Genomic DNA, 15191 nt, shown 5'->3' with positions numbered 1-15191 from the left:
CAAGGCGACGCATGAAAATCGGCATCCTGCAAACCGGCCTCGCGCCCGAAGCGCTGAAGGACATGGGCGATTACCCCGACATGTTCGCCCGCCTTCTGGACGGGAACGGCTTCACCTTTCAGACCTTCCGCGTCGTCGAGGGGGCCTTCCCCAAGGATGTCCATGACTGCGACGGCTGGCTGATCACCGGCTCGCGCCATGGCGTCTACGAGGATCACCCCTGGATCCCGCCCTTGGAGGACTTCATCCGCGCGGCCTTTGCGGCGCGGGTGCCCGTCGTGGGCATCTGCTTTGGCCACCAGATCGTGGCCCAGGCCATGGGCGGCAAGGTCGAAAAATACGCAAAGGGCTGGGCCGTGGGCCCGACCGAGTATGATTTCGGCGATCACAGCCTGCGGATGAACGCCTGGCACCAGGACCAGGTGACGGTCGCCCCGCCCTCTGCCAAGGTGATTGCGACGAACGATTTCTGCACCAATGCGGCGCTTTTGTATGACGACCGCGCCCTCACGGTGCAGGCCCATCCCGAATTCCGCTCCGAATTCGTCGATGGGCTGATGAAGACCCGGGGCAAGGGGCTGGTGCCCGATGCGCTGATGGCCGAGGCCACCGGGCGTCTGTCGCTGCCTCTCGATACGCAGACCATGGCCGGGCAGATCGCGGCCTTCTTCAAACAGGAACGGGCCTGAGGCCCCTGAGGTTAACATGTCCAAGTGGACCGATCAGCTGCCCGAGGCGGCGCGTGATTACATTGGCAACCGGCGCGTGGATGAGGTGGAATGCGTGATCGGCGACATTGCCGGGGTCGCGCGGGGCAAGGCCATGCCCGCGCCCAAGTTCGCCAAGCAGACCAACTATTACCTGCCGAACTCGATCTTCCTGCAGACGATCACGGGCGAATGGGCCGACAATCCCTTCGACGCCTTCACCGAGCCGGACATGGTCATGGTCCCCGACCTGGATACCGCGACCGCCGCGCCCTGGACGGCGGATGTGACGCTGCAAGTGATCCATGACGCGATGGACCAGGAGGGCAATCCGGTGCCCTTCTCGCCGCGCAACGTGTTGAAAAAGATCATCAAGCTCTACAACGACCAGGGCTGGACCCCGGTCGTGGCGCCCGAGATGGAATTCTTCCTGACCGCCCGCAACATCGACCCCAATATGCCGGTCGAGGCGCCGATGGGCCGCTCGGGCCGCAAGGCTGCGGCGAAACAGGCCTATAGCCTGTCGGCCATCGACGAATATGGCAAGGTGATCGACGACATCTATGACTTTGCCGAGGCGCAAGGGTTGGAGATCGACGGCATCCTGCAAGAGGGCGGCGCGGGGCAGATCGAGTTGAACCTCGCCCATGGTGACCCGATCAAGCTGGCCGACGAGGTCTTCTTCTTCAAGCGCCTGATCCGCGAGGCGGCCTTGCGGCATGACTGCTTCGCCACCTTCATGGCCAAGCCGATTGCCGGAGAGCCGGGGAGTGCCATGCATATCCACACCTCGGTCGTGGATTCGAAATCCGGCAAGAACATCTTCGCGGGCCCCAAGGGCGTGGAGACCCCCGCCTTCTTCGACTTCATCGGCGGCATGCAGAACCACCTGACCGGGGCGATTGCGCTTCTGGCGCCCTATGTGAACTCCTACCGCCGTTACGTCCCGGACTTCGCCGCGCCGATCAACCTGGAATGGGGCCGCGACAACCGGACGACGGGCCTGCGGATTCCGATCTCCTCCCCGGCCGGGCGGCGGATCGAGAACCGCCTGCCGGGGATGGATTGCAACCCTTACCTTGGCATCGCGGCCACGCTGGCCTGCGGCTACCTTGGGCTCATGGAGAAAAAGGGCGCGCGGGCCGAATTCACCGGCTCGGCCTATGTCGACGAGGACCAGATCCCCTCGACCTTGGGCGACGCCTTGGACGCTTTCGAGGCGGACACGGCCCTGATCGAGATCCTGGGGGCCGATTTCCACAAGGTCTATAACTCTGTCAAACGCAACGAATACAAAGAGTTCCTGCAGGTCATCTCGCCTTGGGAGCGTCAGCACCTGTTGTTGAACGTATGAACCTTCTGCATGTGAACGACAAGCAGGGCGCTTATCCGCCCTCTTACTACGCGGCCACGGCGGTGCCCTTCCCGGCGCTGCCCAGCCTTGAGGGCGATGTGGCCGCCGATGTCTGCGTCGTGGGGGGCGGCTATACCGGCCTCTCCGCCGCCTTGCACCTCGGCCGCCGGGGCTACCGGGTGGTTCTGCTCGAGGCGCAGCGGCTGGGCTTCGGCGCCTCGGGCCGCAATGGCGGCCAGGTGGGCTCGGGGCAAAGGCAGGACCAGGATTGGCTGGAGAAGTCGCTCGGCCAGACCAAGGCCCGGGCTTTGTGGGACCTGGCCGAAGAGGCCAAGGACCTGGTCAAGGCGATCTGCCAGGACGCGGGGCTCGACTATGCGCCCGGCGTGGCCGTCGCCTGCCACCATGCGGGCGAGGTGCGCGAGGCCCATGCCTATGCCGAAAAGCTCTCCCGCGATTACGGCTACCAGGCCATCGAGACCTTGGACCAGGACGCGATCCGGGGGCTGATCGGGTCGCAGGCCTTCAAGGGCGGGATCATCGACCGCTCGGCCGGCCATATCCACCCGCTGAACTTCGCGCTGGCGATTGCGCGCGCGGCGCAGGGCGCGGGGGCGATGCTCTTTGAGAACTCGGAAGTCACGGGGCTGGCCGAGGGTATGGTGACGACGGCCAAGGGCTCGGTGCGGGCCAAGCATATCCTCCTGGCCTGCAACGGATATCTCGGTGACCTGCAACCCAAGGTCGCCGCCCGCGTCATGCCGATCAACAACTTCATCCTGGCAACGGAACCCCTTGGGGATGCCGCCAAGGTGCTGTCGGAAAACATCGCCGTCTATGACACCCGCTTCGTCGTGAACTACTGGCGGCTGTCCGAGGACAACCGGCTTCTGTTTGGCGGGGGCGAGTCTTATGGCTATCGCTTCCCCGATATCCTGAAGACCGTCCGCAAGCCGATGCTGGAGATCTATCCCCAGCTGAGGGACGCCCGCATCGACTATGCCTGGGGCGGCACGCTGGCCATCACAACCAACCGCCTGCCCTGTTTCACCCGGCCCGCGCCTGGGATGCTGAGCGCTTCGGGCTATTCCGGGCACGGCGTGGCCTTTGCGACGCTTGCGGGCAAGATCATGGCCGAGGCCGTGGCGGGCCAGGAAGAGCGTTTCGACCTGATGGCGGGGATCCCCCAGATGCCCTTCCCGGGCGGGGCGGCCCTGCGGCATCCTCTGCTGGTCATGGCGATGCTCTGGTATGGGATGCGCGACAGGTTGGGGGTCTAGGCCATTTCCCGCCCATAACTTGCGCGGATTGTCGCGGGCGAAGGAAATTGTCACTGGCCTGTCACCAATCAGAGGTTTAAGATTTCCTGAAGAAGACTTTCAGGAAAGCTGCGACCATGGCGCCCGACGGACAGATCATCGCCCCCAATGTCTATGACGCCGAGCCGATCCCGGCCCAGGCCCGGGAGGAGATCGAGCGCCTGCTGACCTCGGGCGACCTCTTCCGTTATACGGCGCTCGAGGGCTCTCCGGTCGCCCAGCTGGAGCGCGAATTCGCAGAGCTCATGGGCTCGCGCTATGCCCTGGCTGTGTCCTCCTGTTCGGCCGCGCTGTTTCTGTCGCTCAAGGCCCTGGACCTGCCGAGGGGCGCCAAGGTTCTGATCCCGGCCTTTACCTTTGCCGCCGTGCCTTCGGCCGTGGTCCATGCCGATTGCGTGCCGGTCCTGGTCGAGGTCGGCGACAACTACCGCGTCGATATGGCGGATTTTGCGGCCAAGCTGCCCGAGGCCGCTGCGGTCCTGATCAGCCATATGCGCGGTCATACCTCGGATATGGATGCGATCATGGCGCTTTGCGACGCCAAGGGCGTGCCCGTCCTGGAGGATGCGGCGCATTCGCTCGGCACCGAATGGCATGGGCGGAAGATCGGGACGATCGGCAAGATCGGCTGTTTTTCGTTCCAAAGCTACAAGCTGGTGAACGCGGGCGAAGGTGGGATCCTGATCACCGACGACCCCGAGCTTGCCGCGCGCTGCGTCATCATGTCGGGCGCTTATGAGCACAATTGGAAGAAACATCCGGGGCTTCAGAACTCCTTCATGGCCTGGCAGAACAAGCTGCCCTTGTACAACATGCGGATGCAGAACCTTTCGGCGGCAGTGATCCGGCCGCAACTGCCCGAGGTCGCGACCCGTGTCGCCAAGGGCCGTGCGGGCCATGACCGGGTGGCAGAGCGGCTCAACGGCTCCGATTACCTGACCGTGCCCCCTGCCCTGCCCCCCGAACAGCGCGCCCCCGATTCGATCCAGTTCAACCTGGCCGGAGACTGGTCCGACGACGAGGCCCGCGCCTTCCAGACCGAATCGAAGCGCCGGGGGATTTCGGTGCAGATCTTCGGCCTGAGCGAGGACAATGCCCGCGCCTTCTGGAACTGGCAGTTCCTGGGTGAGCCGCCCGAGCTGCCCCAGACCCGCGCCATGCTGATGCGGGCCTGCGACGTGCGCCTGCCCACCCGTCTGACCGAGGCCGAACTGGATTTCATCGCCGGAGCGCTGTGTGATGCGGCCTTTGCGGTGAAGGGATAGGCGGGGTGAACTCCGCCCTGCGCTGGGGCCCCGCCGCGCGATCTGCGTAGGGCGGGATTCATCCCGCCGCGCCTTTCACCCGCAAGGCCGTCATCCAGGGCCAGTCCTTCAAGGCTGGCCCGATGACCTTTTCGGCCACCAAGTGCCGCAGATGCCCGGCCACCTGGGCGGGGATCTCGCGCAAGACCCCCGAGCGCGCCGAGAGCGACAGGCTCCGCGCCAGGGGGGCGAAGGGCAGCGGCGCGACCTCGACGCCGGCGCGGAAGCGGGCGGCGTGGTGCAAAGCCAGGGGGGTCAGGATCGTCCAGCCCTCGCCGCCTGCCACCATGGCGAGGATGGCGGAATAGCTGTCCAATTCGAAGCGATGCGCCGGGCGCTGACCCTCCCGCGCGAGGTGAGCGGCGATCTGGCGGCCCATCAGGTGGCGGGCGGTGTATTGGATCAAGGGCAGACCCTCACGCCGGGCTTTCGGATAGACCGCGACGAAGGGCTCGACCATCAGGGGATGGACCTCGCGCCAGCCCTCCTCATGGGCCTCCTGGTCGGCGGTCACCACCATATCCAGCGCCCGGGATTCCAACTGATCCAGCAGACGGTGGCTCGCCCCGGTCTCCAGGAGAAACCGGCAGCCCGACAGCTCGCGCGCCAGCGTCGTCAGAAGCGCAGGCGTCACTTCGGCGTCGAAATCCTCGATCATCCCGAGCCGCAGCGTCATCGACAGCGACAGATCGGCGACCGCGAGGTCCGCCCGCGCCTCGGCCTCGGCGTTCAGGATGGCCTGGGCATGACGGCGGAACATGGCGCCCGCAGGCGTCAGGCCCATGGGGCGCGAGGCGCGGTCAACGAGGACCGCCCCCAGCGCCGCCTCGATCCCCGAAAGCTGCTGGCTGACCGCCGAGGGCGAGACCCCCAAGCGGCGCGCGGCGGCGGAGATCGCGCCCTCTTCCGCCACGGCCAGAAAGCTCTCGATGCCCCAAAGGGTCAGGCGGGGCGCGTCGCCCATGTCAAAGCTTGGAGAGCTTCTTCTGCAGCTCGTCCAGCTGGCGCTTGATATCGGCGATGTCATCGGCCGGCGCCTCGGTGGCGGCGGGCGGGGTCATGCCGGGCCAGGCGCCCATCATGGTTTTCAGGAAAGCCTCTTGCTGCTTGCGCATCGCATCGAAGGCCGGGACGGTCGCCAGGGGGTTGGGCAGGACCGAGAGGCTCTCCAGCGCCTTGGACTGGCTGTCGCGCAGCATGTCGAAGGAGGCGGCCAGGAACTGCGGCATCACGGTCTGCATATTGGTCGCATAGGCGCGGACCATATCGGTCAGCACATTGGTCGGCAGGACAGTGTCGCCCTTGGCCTCATGCTCGGCCACGATCTGCAGGAGATAGGTCCGGGTCAGATCCTCACCCGATTTCAGGTCGATGATCTGCACCTCGCGCCCCGAGCGGATGAAGCCCGAGATATCCTCCAGCGTCACATAGTCCGAGGTCTCGGTGTTGTAGAGCCTGCGACTGGCATAACGCTTGATCAGAAGCGGTTTTGCGGCGTCAGCCATGGTGGACCCCCCTTTATTGCAATGCAGAGAAAGCTTAGGCGAGGTGCAGAATAAAAGAAAGGGCGGGCTTGCGGCCCGCCCCCTGAAACTCGTTAAGCGCGAATTACTTCGCGGCCGCAGCGGCCTTCTTGGCAGCGGTGGTCACCTCTTCGGTGGCCTTCTTCACGGCGGCGGTGGCTTCGGTCGAAGCTTCCTTGCCGGCAGCCAGCAGGATTTCGACGGTCTCGGTCTGGACCTTCTTCGCCACTTCGGCGAAGGCGGCCAGGTTCTCGGCGGCCATCTCGGCAGCGGCCGAGGCGAAGTCGGTGGCGGCCTTGGTGTAGTCAGCCGGCTCGGCCTTGGCCTTGGCGGCCACGGAGAGCTTGGCGATGGCGTCCTTCGCCCACTTGGACGAGATCTCGGTCGACTTTTCGGCAGCCTCGAGGGCGACCTTGGTCAGCTTCTCGCCGAAGGCGGCCTGGGTCTTGAAGGCGTTCTGGAAGGCCGAGGCATCGACCGGGAAAGCGGCCATCATGTCCTGGAAGCCTTTGGCGAAGTCGGGGGTCTTGGTGGCCATGTTGCAAACTCCTGTTGCGGATCAGCGCGGATTCTCTGAAAGACAACATACATGCTGCACCGCAGCATTTCAAGTGAAGTTTCTGCGACGCGGCATGATTCTTCCCGCATAGCTTGTATGCTTTGAGATCAGACCTTGGGCGTGGCCGTCACATAGGTCCCGGGCGCGGGGCAAAGGACGGGCAGCTCGGCCGTGCCGGGCTGGCGCGCCTTGACCTTGGGGCCGGAGCGGTCGGCCAGCCAGTCGCGCCAACGCGGCCACCAGGAGCCCTGGTTGAAGGTCGCACCCGCGCGCCAATCATCCGGGGCGCCCATCGGGCCCTCGTTGGTGTAATGGCCGTATTTCCCCTTGGAGGGCGGGTTGATGATCCCCGCGATATGGCCGGACTGGCTGAGGATAAAGGTCTTGTCCTTGGCGCCCATCTGCTTGACGCCGTTATAGGACCCTTTCCAATGGGCGATGTGGTCGGTCTCGCAGGCAATGGCACACAGCGGCACGCGGACATCGGACAGCTTCACCGGATCGCCAAAGACCTTGAAGGTGCCCTGCGCAAAGCCGTCGTCCTGGCAGAGCCCGCGCAGGTATTCGATGGCCATCTTGGCGGGCAGGTTCGTGCCGTCGCCGTTCCAGAACAAAAGGTCAAAGGCCGGGGGCTTTTCGCCCATCATGTAATGCTTGATGGCGGGCTGCCAGATCAGGTCGTTCGACCGCAGGAAGGAGAAGGTCCGCGACATATAGGCGCGCGAGAGGATGCCGTCCTTCAGGCTTTGCCGCTCGATCCCGTCCACGAAATCGTTGGCGAGGAAGACCCCGACCTCGCCCGGGTCCGAGAAATCGGTGAGCGTGGTGAAGAAGGTCGCCGCGTTGACCGTCTTGTCCCCCGCCTTCTCCAGATGGGCAAGCGTCAGGCCCAGGGTCGTGCCCGCGATGCAATAGCCGACCGCGTTGATCCTCTTCTCGCCCGTGGCGCGGCGGACCTCGGCCATGGCGGTCATGAAGCCCTCGCGGATATAGTCATCCATCGTGACATCGGCGTAAGAGGCGTCGGGGTTGACCCAGGAGACCACGAAAACCGTGAAGCCCTGTTCGACGATCCAGCGGATCAGCGAATTGGCGGGCTTCATGTCCATGACGTAGAACTTGTTGATCCAGGGCGGGAAGATCAGCAGGGGGATCTTGTGCACCTTGTCGGTGACGGGCGTGTACTGGATCAGCTCGAACATGCGGTTGCGGAAGACGACCTCGCCCGGGGTGGTGGCGATGTTGACGCCCACGGTAAAGGCCGCGGGGTCGGCCAAGGTCACCTGCGCCTCGCCCCGGTTGGCCTCCAGGTCGCGGACGAGATTCTCCAGCCCCTGGACGAGGCTCGCGCCGTCGGTCTCCATGGCCTTTTCCATCGCATCGGGATTGAGGCCCAGGAAATTCGTCGGCGCGAACATGTCGACGATCTGCTTGGTGAAGAACTCGGCCCGGCTGCGGTCGTCATCCGACAGGCCCTCGAGATCGGCCAGGGAGTTCTGGATCGCCTCGGCATTCAAGAGATACTGCGCCTTGATATAGGCGAAGGCGGGGTTGGTCTCCCAAAGCGGGTTGCTGAATCGGCGGTCCTTGGGGGCATCGGCGACGGGTTCTCCCTTCAGCGCGGCCTCCTGGACTGCGGCATATTGTTTCAGGGACTTGGTCCAGTAGCCGACCTGGGCCTCCATCAACTTTGCCGGATTTTGCATCATCCCGGCCATGAAAGCCCCCGCAGCCTTCAGAAAAACCTCCTGGCTGGGGCCATCCAGCGCCAAATCATGGGGTTTGCGCTGCGACAGGGCTGCGGCGAGGCGGCTTGAGAGCGCTTCGACCCGCGAAAGATTTTCCTGCAACCGCGCGACTTTGGTCGCAGCGTCCTGTTCTTCGGTTGTCATGTTAATCTTTCGCCCCTATCATTCTGCTTTGCAGCATCGCAAAGCGCCCCCCGGCGCCCCCCGATCAGAAGGACGCGCCCATGAAGTATATGGCCACTTACGACTGGATGGAAAGCTTCCGCAACACGGTGGAATGGGCCGGCGCCTCGGCGCGCGCCATGGCCTCCTATCCGGCCTTTGCCCTCTCGCCCAACCCGATGATCCCGATGATGGCGGCCTGGGGCGAAGTGGCGGAGCGCAGCTTCTCGCGCATGGTGGCCAAGCCCGACTGGGGGATCCGCTCGATCGTGGGCCCCAAGGGCCAGGATCACCTGGTCGATGTGGTGACCGAAGTGGAAAAGCCCTTCGGCAACCTGATCCATTTCGCCGTCCGCCGCCGCGCGCCCATGGCCCGCAAGATCCTTCTGGTGGCGCCGATGTCGGGCCATTACGCGACGCTTTTGCGCTCCACCGTCTCCAGCCTTCTGCCGGATGCCGAGGTTTATGTGACCGATTGGCATAATGCGCGCGATATCCCGGTGTCCGAGGGCAAATTCGACATCGAGGATTACACGCTTTACCTGGTGGAGTTCATGCGACATTTGGGCCCGGAGACCCATGTGATCGCAATTTGCCAACCCGCGCCACTGACGCTGGCCGCCACGGCCTACCTCGCCGGTGAGGACCCGGACGCCCAGCCGCGCAGCCTGACGCTGATCGGCGGGCCGATCGACCCCGATGCGGCGGCGACCGATGTGACCGACTTTGGCCGCCGCGTGACCATGGGGCAGCTCGAGCAGCTCGCCATCCAGCGCGTGGGCTTCAAATACAAGGGCGCCGGGCGGCTGGTCTATCCGGGGCTCTTGCAGCTCGCGGGCTTCATGTCGATGAATGCCGAGCGGCACTCCAAGGCTTTCCAGGACCAGATCATGCGGGTGGTGAATGGCGAAGCGGCCGATCACGACCAGCACAACCGCTTTTACGACGAATACCTCGCCGTGATGGACATGACGGCGGAGTTCTATCTCTCGACCGTCGAGCGCATCTTCAAGAACCGCGAGATTGCGCAGAACGCCTTCATGGTGGCGGGCAAGCATGTCGACCTGGGCGCGATTTCCCGCGTGGCGGTCATGACGGTCGAGGGCGAGAAGGACGACATCTCCGCCCCCGGCCAATGCGTCGCGGCCTTGGACATGCTCAAGAACCTGCCCGATGACAAGAAGACCAGCCACCTGGAGCCGGACGCCGGGCATTACGGGATCTTTGCCGGCAAGAGCTGGCGGTTGAACATCCGGCCGCTGGTCCTGGGCTTCATCGACGCCCATTCCGAGCCCAGGGTGAAGCCCATTCGCCTGGCGACGTGATTGCGGAACGCGGCCTGAGGGCTTGACAGCCTCTCCGAGGTCTTGCGGACCGCCCGGGAGGGTTTCACACCCTCCCGGCCCCTCCCGTGGGATATTTGTGAAAAGATGAAAGGGAAAGGGGCGCTGCGGCGCCCTTAGCTCATGGAGTCGACGGTGGATTCGATGAGGCCGAGGCAGTCGGGCGAGGAGAAGCGGTGGTCGGCGTCCTTGACCAGCGTCAGGCGCAGGTCTCCGGTCGCATGGGCCAGAAGGCGAAGGGGCACGTCCTGCGGGACATCCACATCCGCCGTTCCGTGCAGGATGCGGGTGGGCGGCAGGGCCAGGGGGGCGCGCAGGACGAGGTTCTCGGCCCCCTGCGAGATCAGCGCGCGGGAAAAGATATAGGGAAAGTCGGCATAGGCGGAAGGGCGGTGGATCACGCCCGTCGTGCCCAGGGCCTCGCGTTCGGCCTGGGTCAGCGAGGGCAAGAGGCTGTCATGGGTGAAATCCGGCGCCGGGGCGATCAGGACCAGGGCCTTGACGCGGTCAGGGACCTCGCGGGCCAAAAGCAGCGAGAGCCAGCCGCCCATGGAAGAGCCCACCAGGATCTGGGGTCCCTCTGTCAGGCTGAGCGCCGCCTTGGCGTCCGAGAGCCAGTCGGAGATGCCCAGGGTCTCGAAGACGCCCTCTGACGCCCCATGGCCGGAATAGTCGAAACGCAGGAAGGCGCGGCCCCGGGCCTCGGCCCAGGCTTGCAGGGCGAGCGCCTTGGTGCCCGTCATGTCGGACCGATAGCCGCCCAGGAAGATGACGCCGGGCCCCTGCCCTGCAGTCTGGTGATGGGCGATGCGGCGGCCATTGTGGATCATGCGTCGATGCTTCTTGCCAGGATGCGGGAGATGGTCGTCAGCGGCAGGCCGCTTTCGGTGCGCCACTGGTTGAAGGCTTCTTGCACCGCCTTCAAGGCGCGGGACGAACTCGGTGCGGCGTCGATCACGCCCTCTTCGACCAGGCGGGCCACCACATCGGCCGAGAGCGTGAAGCCGTCCCGCCCCATGGCGCGCAGGGCATAGGCGCCGGTGTTGCCGCCCAGCCGCGCGCCCTCCTTGGCGAGCCAGGCGAGGAGCCCGCCGTAATCCTCCCCCGGCCAATGGGCGATCCGGGCGGCGAAGGAGCCGTGCTCGGCCGCCACCTTGGTCATCCAGACCGCATTGTCGCGGATCGCCACGATCTTGGGGCCGGAGCGGATCACCCGCGTGTCGTCCAGGAGGTCGTCAAGCTCGTCGCCCGCGATCAGCGCCACGCGGGCCGGGCGGAAATCGTGGAAGGCGCTCCGGATGCCCTCCCACTTGTTGTCGACGACCTTCCAGCTGATCCCGGCCTGGAAGATGCCCTTGGCCATCTGCGCCAGCCAAAGGTCGTCGGGGATCGCGGCCAGGGCCTCGGGCGACTTCGGGACCGGCACATCGGCCAGGACCGCCTCGGCCCCGCCATGGCGAGAGGCTGCAATTTCAAGGATTTCGGCAAAGCTGCGCATGGGGGTCCCCTTTGCCCAAGGGTGACACTGCCGCCCCCCGATTGGCAAGGGGCCAACTGGGGGGCTTGACGACACGGGGCAGGATTGGCAAACCGCTGCCACCATACCCGCAACCGGGCGCTTGGTAGGCGCCAAACCGACGAGGAGAACGCCCATGAGCGCTCACCAGATTTCCCTGACATTTCCCGATGGCAATATCCGGTCCTATGCGCCGGGGGTGACGGCTGCCGAAGTGGCGGCCTCGATTGCGCCCTCGCTGGCCAAGGCCGCGATTTCCGCGCAAGTCGATGCCCAGCATTGGGACCTGCAATGGCCGATCATGGGCGATGCCCGGATATCCATCAACACGATGAAGGATGACGGCCCCGCGCTGGAGCTGATCCGCCACGACCTCGCCCATATCATGGCGCGCGCCGTGCAAGAGATCTGGCCGGATGTGAAGGTCACCATCGGCCCGGTCCGCGATTACGGCTGGTTCTATGACTTCGACCGCGCCGAACCCTTCACGCCCGAAGACCTGGGCGCCATCGAGGCGAAGATGAAGCAGATCATCAACGCCCGCGACCCGGTGAAGACCGAGGTCTGGGACCGCGCCCGCGCCATCGCCTATTACGAAGAGCGCGGCGAGCCCTTCAAGGTCGAGCTGATCAACCGCATCCCCGAGGGCGAGGACCTGCGGATGTATTGGCATGGGGCCTGGCAGGACCTTTGCCGGGGGCCGCATCTGGTTCATACGGGGCAGGTTCCGGCGGATGCCTTCAAGCTGACCCATGTGGCAGGGGCCTATTGGCTGGGCGATGCGACCCGCCCGATGCTGCAGCGCATCTATGGCCTGGCCTTCAAGAACCGCGACGACCTGAAGGCCCATATGACCATGCTGGAAGAGGCCGCCAAGCGCGACCACCGCAAGCTTGGCCGCGAGATGGAGCTCTTCCACCTCCAGGACGAAGCGCCGGGCATGGTCTTCTGGCATCCGAATGGCTGGCAGGTTTACCGGACGCTGGAGGACTACATGCGCGGGCGGCTCCGCCGCGCGGGATATAAAGAAATCAAGACGCCGCAAGTGGTTGACCGGGTCCTTTGGGAGAAGTCCGGCCACTGGGAGGCTTACCGCGAGAACATGTTCATCGTGGAGGTCGACGAAGAGGGCGCCAAGGAAAAGCGCATCAACGCGCTGAAGCCGATGAATTGCCCCTGCCATGTGCAGGTCTTCAACCAGGGTCTGAAGTCCTACCGCGACCTGCCGCTGCGGCTGGCCGAGTTCGGCTCCTGCCACCGCTATGAGAGCTCGGGCTCCATGCACGGGCTGATGCGGGTGCGCGGCTTCACGCAGGACGACGCGCATATCTTCTGCACCGAAGACCAGATCGAGGCCGAATGCGCGGGCTTCATCTCGCTTTTGTCCAGCGTTTACAAGGACCTCGGCTTCCAGAAATTCGACATCAAGCTCTCGACCCGTCCCGATGTGCGGGTGGGCTCGGACGAGGTCTGGGACAAGGCCGAAGCCGCGCTGGAAAAGGCGATCACCAGCCTCGGCCTGCCCTACCAGGTCAACCCGGGCGACGGGGCGTTTTACGGCCCGAAGCTGGATTTCAAGCTGACCGACGCGATTGGCCGCGAGTGGCAATGCGGCACCTTCCAATGCGATTTCAACCTTCCGGTGCGTCTGGGCGCGGAATATGTCGGCGAGGACGGGGCCAAGCATCACCCGGTGATGCTGCACCGCGCGGTTCTGGGCTCGTTTGAACGCTTCATCGGGATTCTCATCGAGAACTACGCGGGCAAGTTCCCCTTCTGGCTGGCCCCGCGCCAGGTGGTGGTGGCAAGCATCGTCTCGGATGCCGATGCCTATGTGCTGGAGTTGACCGAGGCCTTGAAGCGCGCCGGTGTCCGGGCAGAGGCGGATACCAGGAACGAGAAGATCAACTACAAGGTCCGCGAGCACTCCCTGGGCAAGGTTCCGGTCATCCTGGCCATCGGCATGAAGGAGGTCGAGGAGCGCACGGCCTCGGTCCGCCGCCTGGGCGAGAACCGGGTCGAGGTGGTGAGTTTCGACGAGGCGGTCAAGGCCTTCGGCTTCGACGCGCTGCCGCCCTCGCACTGATCAGGCCCGGATTCGGGCCGGATTGCAGGTTTTGCAGGCGGGGAGGGGGAGGAAAAGCCCCCTTCCCCGTCAATGCTGCTTGATTTTCGTTTAACCTTTGGCATCATCCCGCCCAGTGACGACGGAAATCCCTTTGGCTCCCTGACGGGCATGGGTCTGCTCGCACGGCCCCGGGCAATTCCGCCGGGGGAAAGCTAGAGGAAGGAGAGCGGCATGCCGAATGGCACCGTGAAGTGGTTCAACAGCACCAAGGGCTACGGCTTCATCGCCCCCGATGATGGCGGCAAGGATGTCTTCGTCCATATCTCGGCGGTCGAGCGGGCGGGCCTCAAGGGGCTGAACGACAACCAGAAGGTCAATTACGAGCTGATGTCGGGCCGCGACGGCAAGCAATCGGCCGGCAACCTGAAGCTGCTTTAAGACCAGCGGGCCTCGGTCTCCGGGGTCCAACCCAGCGTCCAGGTGGTCCCGTCGGTGATGACGGGGCGCTTCATCACGGCGGCTTGGGCCTTGATCTGCGCCTCGGGCTCGGATTCGCGCAGGAAGGCCGAGAAGCTGCGATAGGTGGTGGATTGCTTGTTCACCGCCCTGTCGCCGAATTCCATCACGATGCGGTCGATTTCCTGGTCAGACAGAGGCTCGGCGCGGATGTCGCGCAGGCGGGCCTCGATGCCTTTTTGGGTCAGGGTTTTCAGGGCAAGCTTGGTCGTGTCGCAGGTCGAGAGGCCGAGGATGGTGATCATGAGCTTGCTCCTTTGGGGGCGTTTTCGCCGAAAGGGCGGGGAGGTGCAAGGGGGGCTGGTCGGCGGAGTCAAGGGGCTCTTGCACGCGTGCAAGAGGGGCTAAGGGGTTGTATTCGTTGGGGGATGGGGTGTGGGGTTAGGGATTTGTTAGGGTTTTGGGGGAAGTCTGCAGTCACCGGCTAGGGAGCGTGAAACTACCGACCAGTAATCTGACGGACCACAGCATCTATTGGGCCGACGGAGCCTAGATCGTCTTTCACGACGCCATCGGATGCTGGGGCAAAGAGCCTGTTCATAAGACCAGCGAGAAACTCTTCCTTTGCATGACCTTTCTCTGCTAACGCTAGGTAGGTCTTAATGACGGTCACCCGCTCTGCCGCATCATTCCAAAGGTGCAACTGGCTGGCAAATATCCGATAGATTACTCGTGCAAGCATCAAGAACATCGCAGCGACCCCGGCGAGAATGCCCAGCCCACCAAGTCCGGCTCCGCTCCACTGTTCAATATAGGCCTGCAAGCCGCCTGCTGGACGAATAACTTCGCTGAAGAACGAGCAGACCCCGGACGTGCAGTAGAGCAAGAAGACGCAGCCTACCAAAACAGTAGCGTTCATGTGCCGCTTCTTCTTCTGTTCCCAATATTCAACTGGGCCACGCAAGAGCAGTCCCTTCTTCACTGCTTCTGAGAAGCGATTGACCTTGACGTTGCCCCCAAGTTCTATCCGACTTGAGCGAGACTCCGGGTTTCAGTTTTACCCATTTGGGCGGGTTGGGCAACGGGGGCTGGCGCGGAGCTTTGCGGATTGCGCAGCGACAGGCCCCGTTGC

At 64.4% G+C, this 15191-nt stretch carries 15 protein-coding genes; 7 read left to right on the top strand and 8 right to left on the bottom strand.

The annotated features are described in order from the left end of the window. Positions 1-11 precede the first annotated feature (11 nt). The 4 genes from GV832_RS17830 (at position 12) to GV832_RS17815 (ending at position 4645) form a co-directional block, all read left to right on the top strand. Positions 12-689: a type 1 glutamine amidotransferase gene (locus GV832_RS17830; protein ID WP_168776238.1), complete on the top strand. Its 678-nt coding sequence runs from the start codon at positions 12-14 to the stop codon at positions 687-689. 16 nt (positions 690-705) lie between these two features. Then, positions 706-2061 (top strand): glutamine synthetase family protein, encoded by a 1356-nt coding sequence (locus tag GV832_RS17825; protein WP_168776237.1) that lies wholly within the window; start codon positions 706-708, stop codon positions 2059-2061. Beyond that, positions 2058-3341: an NAD(P)/FAD-dependent oxidoreductase gene (locus GV832_RS17820; protein WP_168776236.1), complete on the top strand. Its 1284-nt coding sequence runs from the start codon at positions 2058-2060 to the stop codon at positions 3339-3341. Before GV832_RS17825 ends, GV832_RS17820 begins: the two co-directional genes overlap by 4 nt. 116 nt (positions 3342-3457) lie before the next feature. Further along, on the top strand, positions 3458-4645 hold the full coding sequence (locus GV832_RS17815; protein WP_168776235.1) for a DegT/DnrJ/EryC1/StrS family aminotransferase: 1188 nt from the start codon (positions 3458-3460) through the stop codon (positions 4643-4645). 58 nt (positions 4646-4703) lie between these two features. On the opposite strand, the gene GV832_RS17810 is transcribed toward GV832_RS17815, so the two are convergent. The 4 genes from GV832_RS17810 to GV832_RS17795 all read right to left on the bottom strand — a co-directional run bounded on the left by GV832_RS17810 (position 4704) and on the right by GV832_RS17795 (position 8658). Beyond that, on the bottom strand, positions 4704-5648 hold the full coding sequence (locus tag GV832_RS17810; RefSeq protein WP_168776234.1) for a LysR family transcriptional regulator: 945 nt from the start codon (positions 5646-5648) through the stop codon (positions 4704-4706). 1 nt (position 5649) lies between these two features. Continuing rightward, positions 5650-6189: a polyhydroxyalkanoate synthesis repressor PhaR gene (gene phaR, locus GV832_RS17805; protein ID WP_168776233.1), complete on the bottom strand. Its 540-nt coding sequence runs from the start codon at positions 6187-6189 to the stop codon at positions 5650-5652. Positions 6190-6292: 103 nt separating this feature from the next. After that, positions 6293-6745 carry a Phasin gene (locus GV832_RS17800; RefSeq protein WP_168776232.1) on the bottom strand — a complete coding sequence of 151 codons (453 nt, stop codon included), beginning with the start codon at positions 6743-6745 and terminating at the stop codon, positions 6293-6295. A 128-nt stretch (positions 6746-6873) separates the two neighbouring features. Next, positions 6874-8658, bottom strand: a complete 1785-nt coding sequence (locus GV832_RS17795) for a PHA/PHB synthase family protein (protein ID WP_168776231.1) — start codon at positions 8656-8658, stop codon at positions 6874-6876. 80 nt (positions 8659-8738) lie between these two features. Between GV832_RS17795 and phaZ the strand changes: the two genes are divergently transcribed. Then, complete coding sequence (gene phaZ, locus GV832_RS17790) at positions 8739-10001, top strand: polyhydroxyalkanoate depolymerase (protein WP_168776230.1); 1263 nt, start codon at positions 8739-8741, stop codon at positions 9999-10001. A 134-nt stretch (positions 10002-10135) separates the two neighbouring features. On the opposite strand, the gene GV832_RS17785 is transcribed toward phaZ, so the two are convergent. Both GV832_RS17785 and GV832_RS17780 read right to left on the bottom strand, forming a co-directional pair. Next, positions 10136-10849 carry an alpha/beta hydrolase gene (locus GV832_RS17785; RefSeq protein WP_168776229.1) on the bottom strand — a complete coding sequence of 238 codons (714 nt, stop codon included), beginning with the start codon at positions 10847-10849 and terminating at the stop codon, positions 10136-10138. Further along, the gene (locus GV832_RS17780; protein ID WP_168776228.1) at positions 10846-11517 is read right to left on the bottom strand and encodes a DNA-3-methyladenine glycosylase I; all 672 of its coding nucleotides are present in this window, start codon (positions 11515-11517) and stop codon (positions 10846-10848) included. The genes GV832_RS17785 and GV832_RS17780 overlap by 4 nt, the downstream gene beginning before the upstream one ends. A 154-nt stretch (positions 11518-11671) precedes the next feature. Between GV832_RS17780 and thrS the strand changes: the two genes are divergently transcribed. Together thrS and GV832_RS17770 are read left to right on the top strand one after the other, a co-directional pair. Next, entirely contained in the window at positions 11672-13621 is a 1950-nt protein-coding gene (gene thrS, locus GV832_RS17775) for a threonine--tRNA ligase (RefSeq protein ID WP_168776227.1), read from the top strand. 213 nt (positions 13622-13834) lie between these two features. Beyond that, positions 13835-14041, top strand: a complete 207-nt coding sequence (locus tag GV832_RS17770) for a cold-shock protein (RefSeq protein ID WP_168776226.1) — start codon at positions 13835-13837, stop codon at positions 14039-14041. Here GV832_RS17770 and GV832_RS17765 read toward each other — a convergent pair. Beyond that, complete coding sequence (locus GV832_RS17765; RefSeq protein ID WP_227754512.1) at positions 14038-14364, bottom strand: arsenate reductase family protein; 327 nt, start codon at positions 14362-14364, stop codon at positions 14038-14040. The two genes, GV832_RS17770 and GV832_RS17765, sit on opposite strands and share 4 nt — an antisense overlap. Positions 14365-14558: 194 nt before the next feature. Beyond that, positions 14559-15086, bottom strand: a complete 528-nt coding sequence (locus tag GV832_RS17760) for a DUF6161 domain-containing protein (protein ID WP_354001984.1) — start codon at positions 15084-15086, stop codon at positions 14559-14561. Positions 15087-15191 lie beyond the last annotated feature (105 nt).

Source organism: Stagnihabitans tardus (genome assembly GCF_009925085.1).
GTDB lineage: Bacteria > Pseudomonadota > Alphaproteobacteria > Rhodobacterales > Rhodobacteraceae > Stagnihabitans > Stagnihabitans tardus.
Note: the sequence above shows the minus strand (reverse complement) of the source record. Positions and strands in the feature narration are given on the sequence as shown.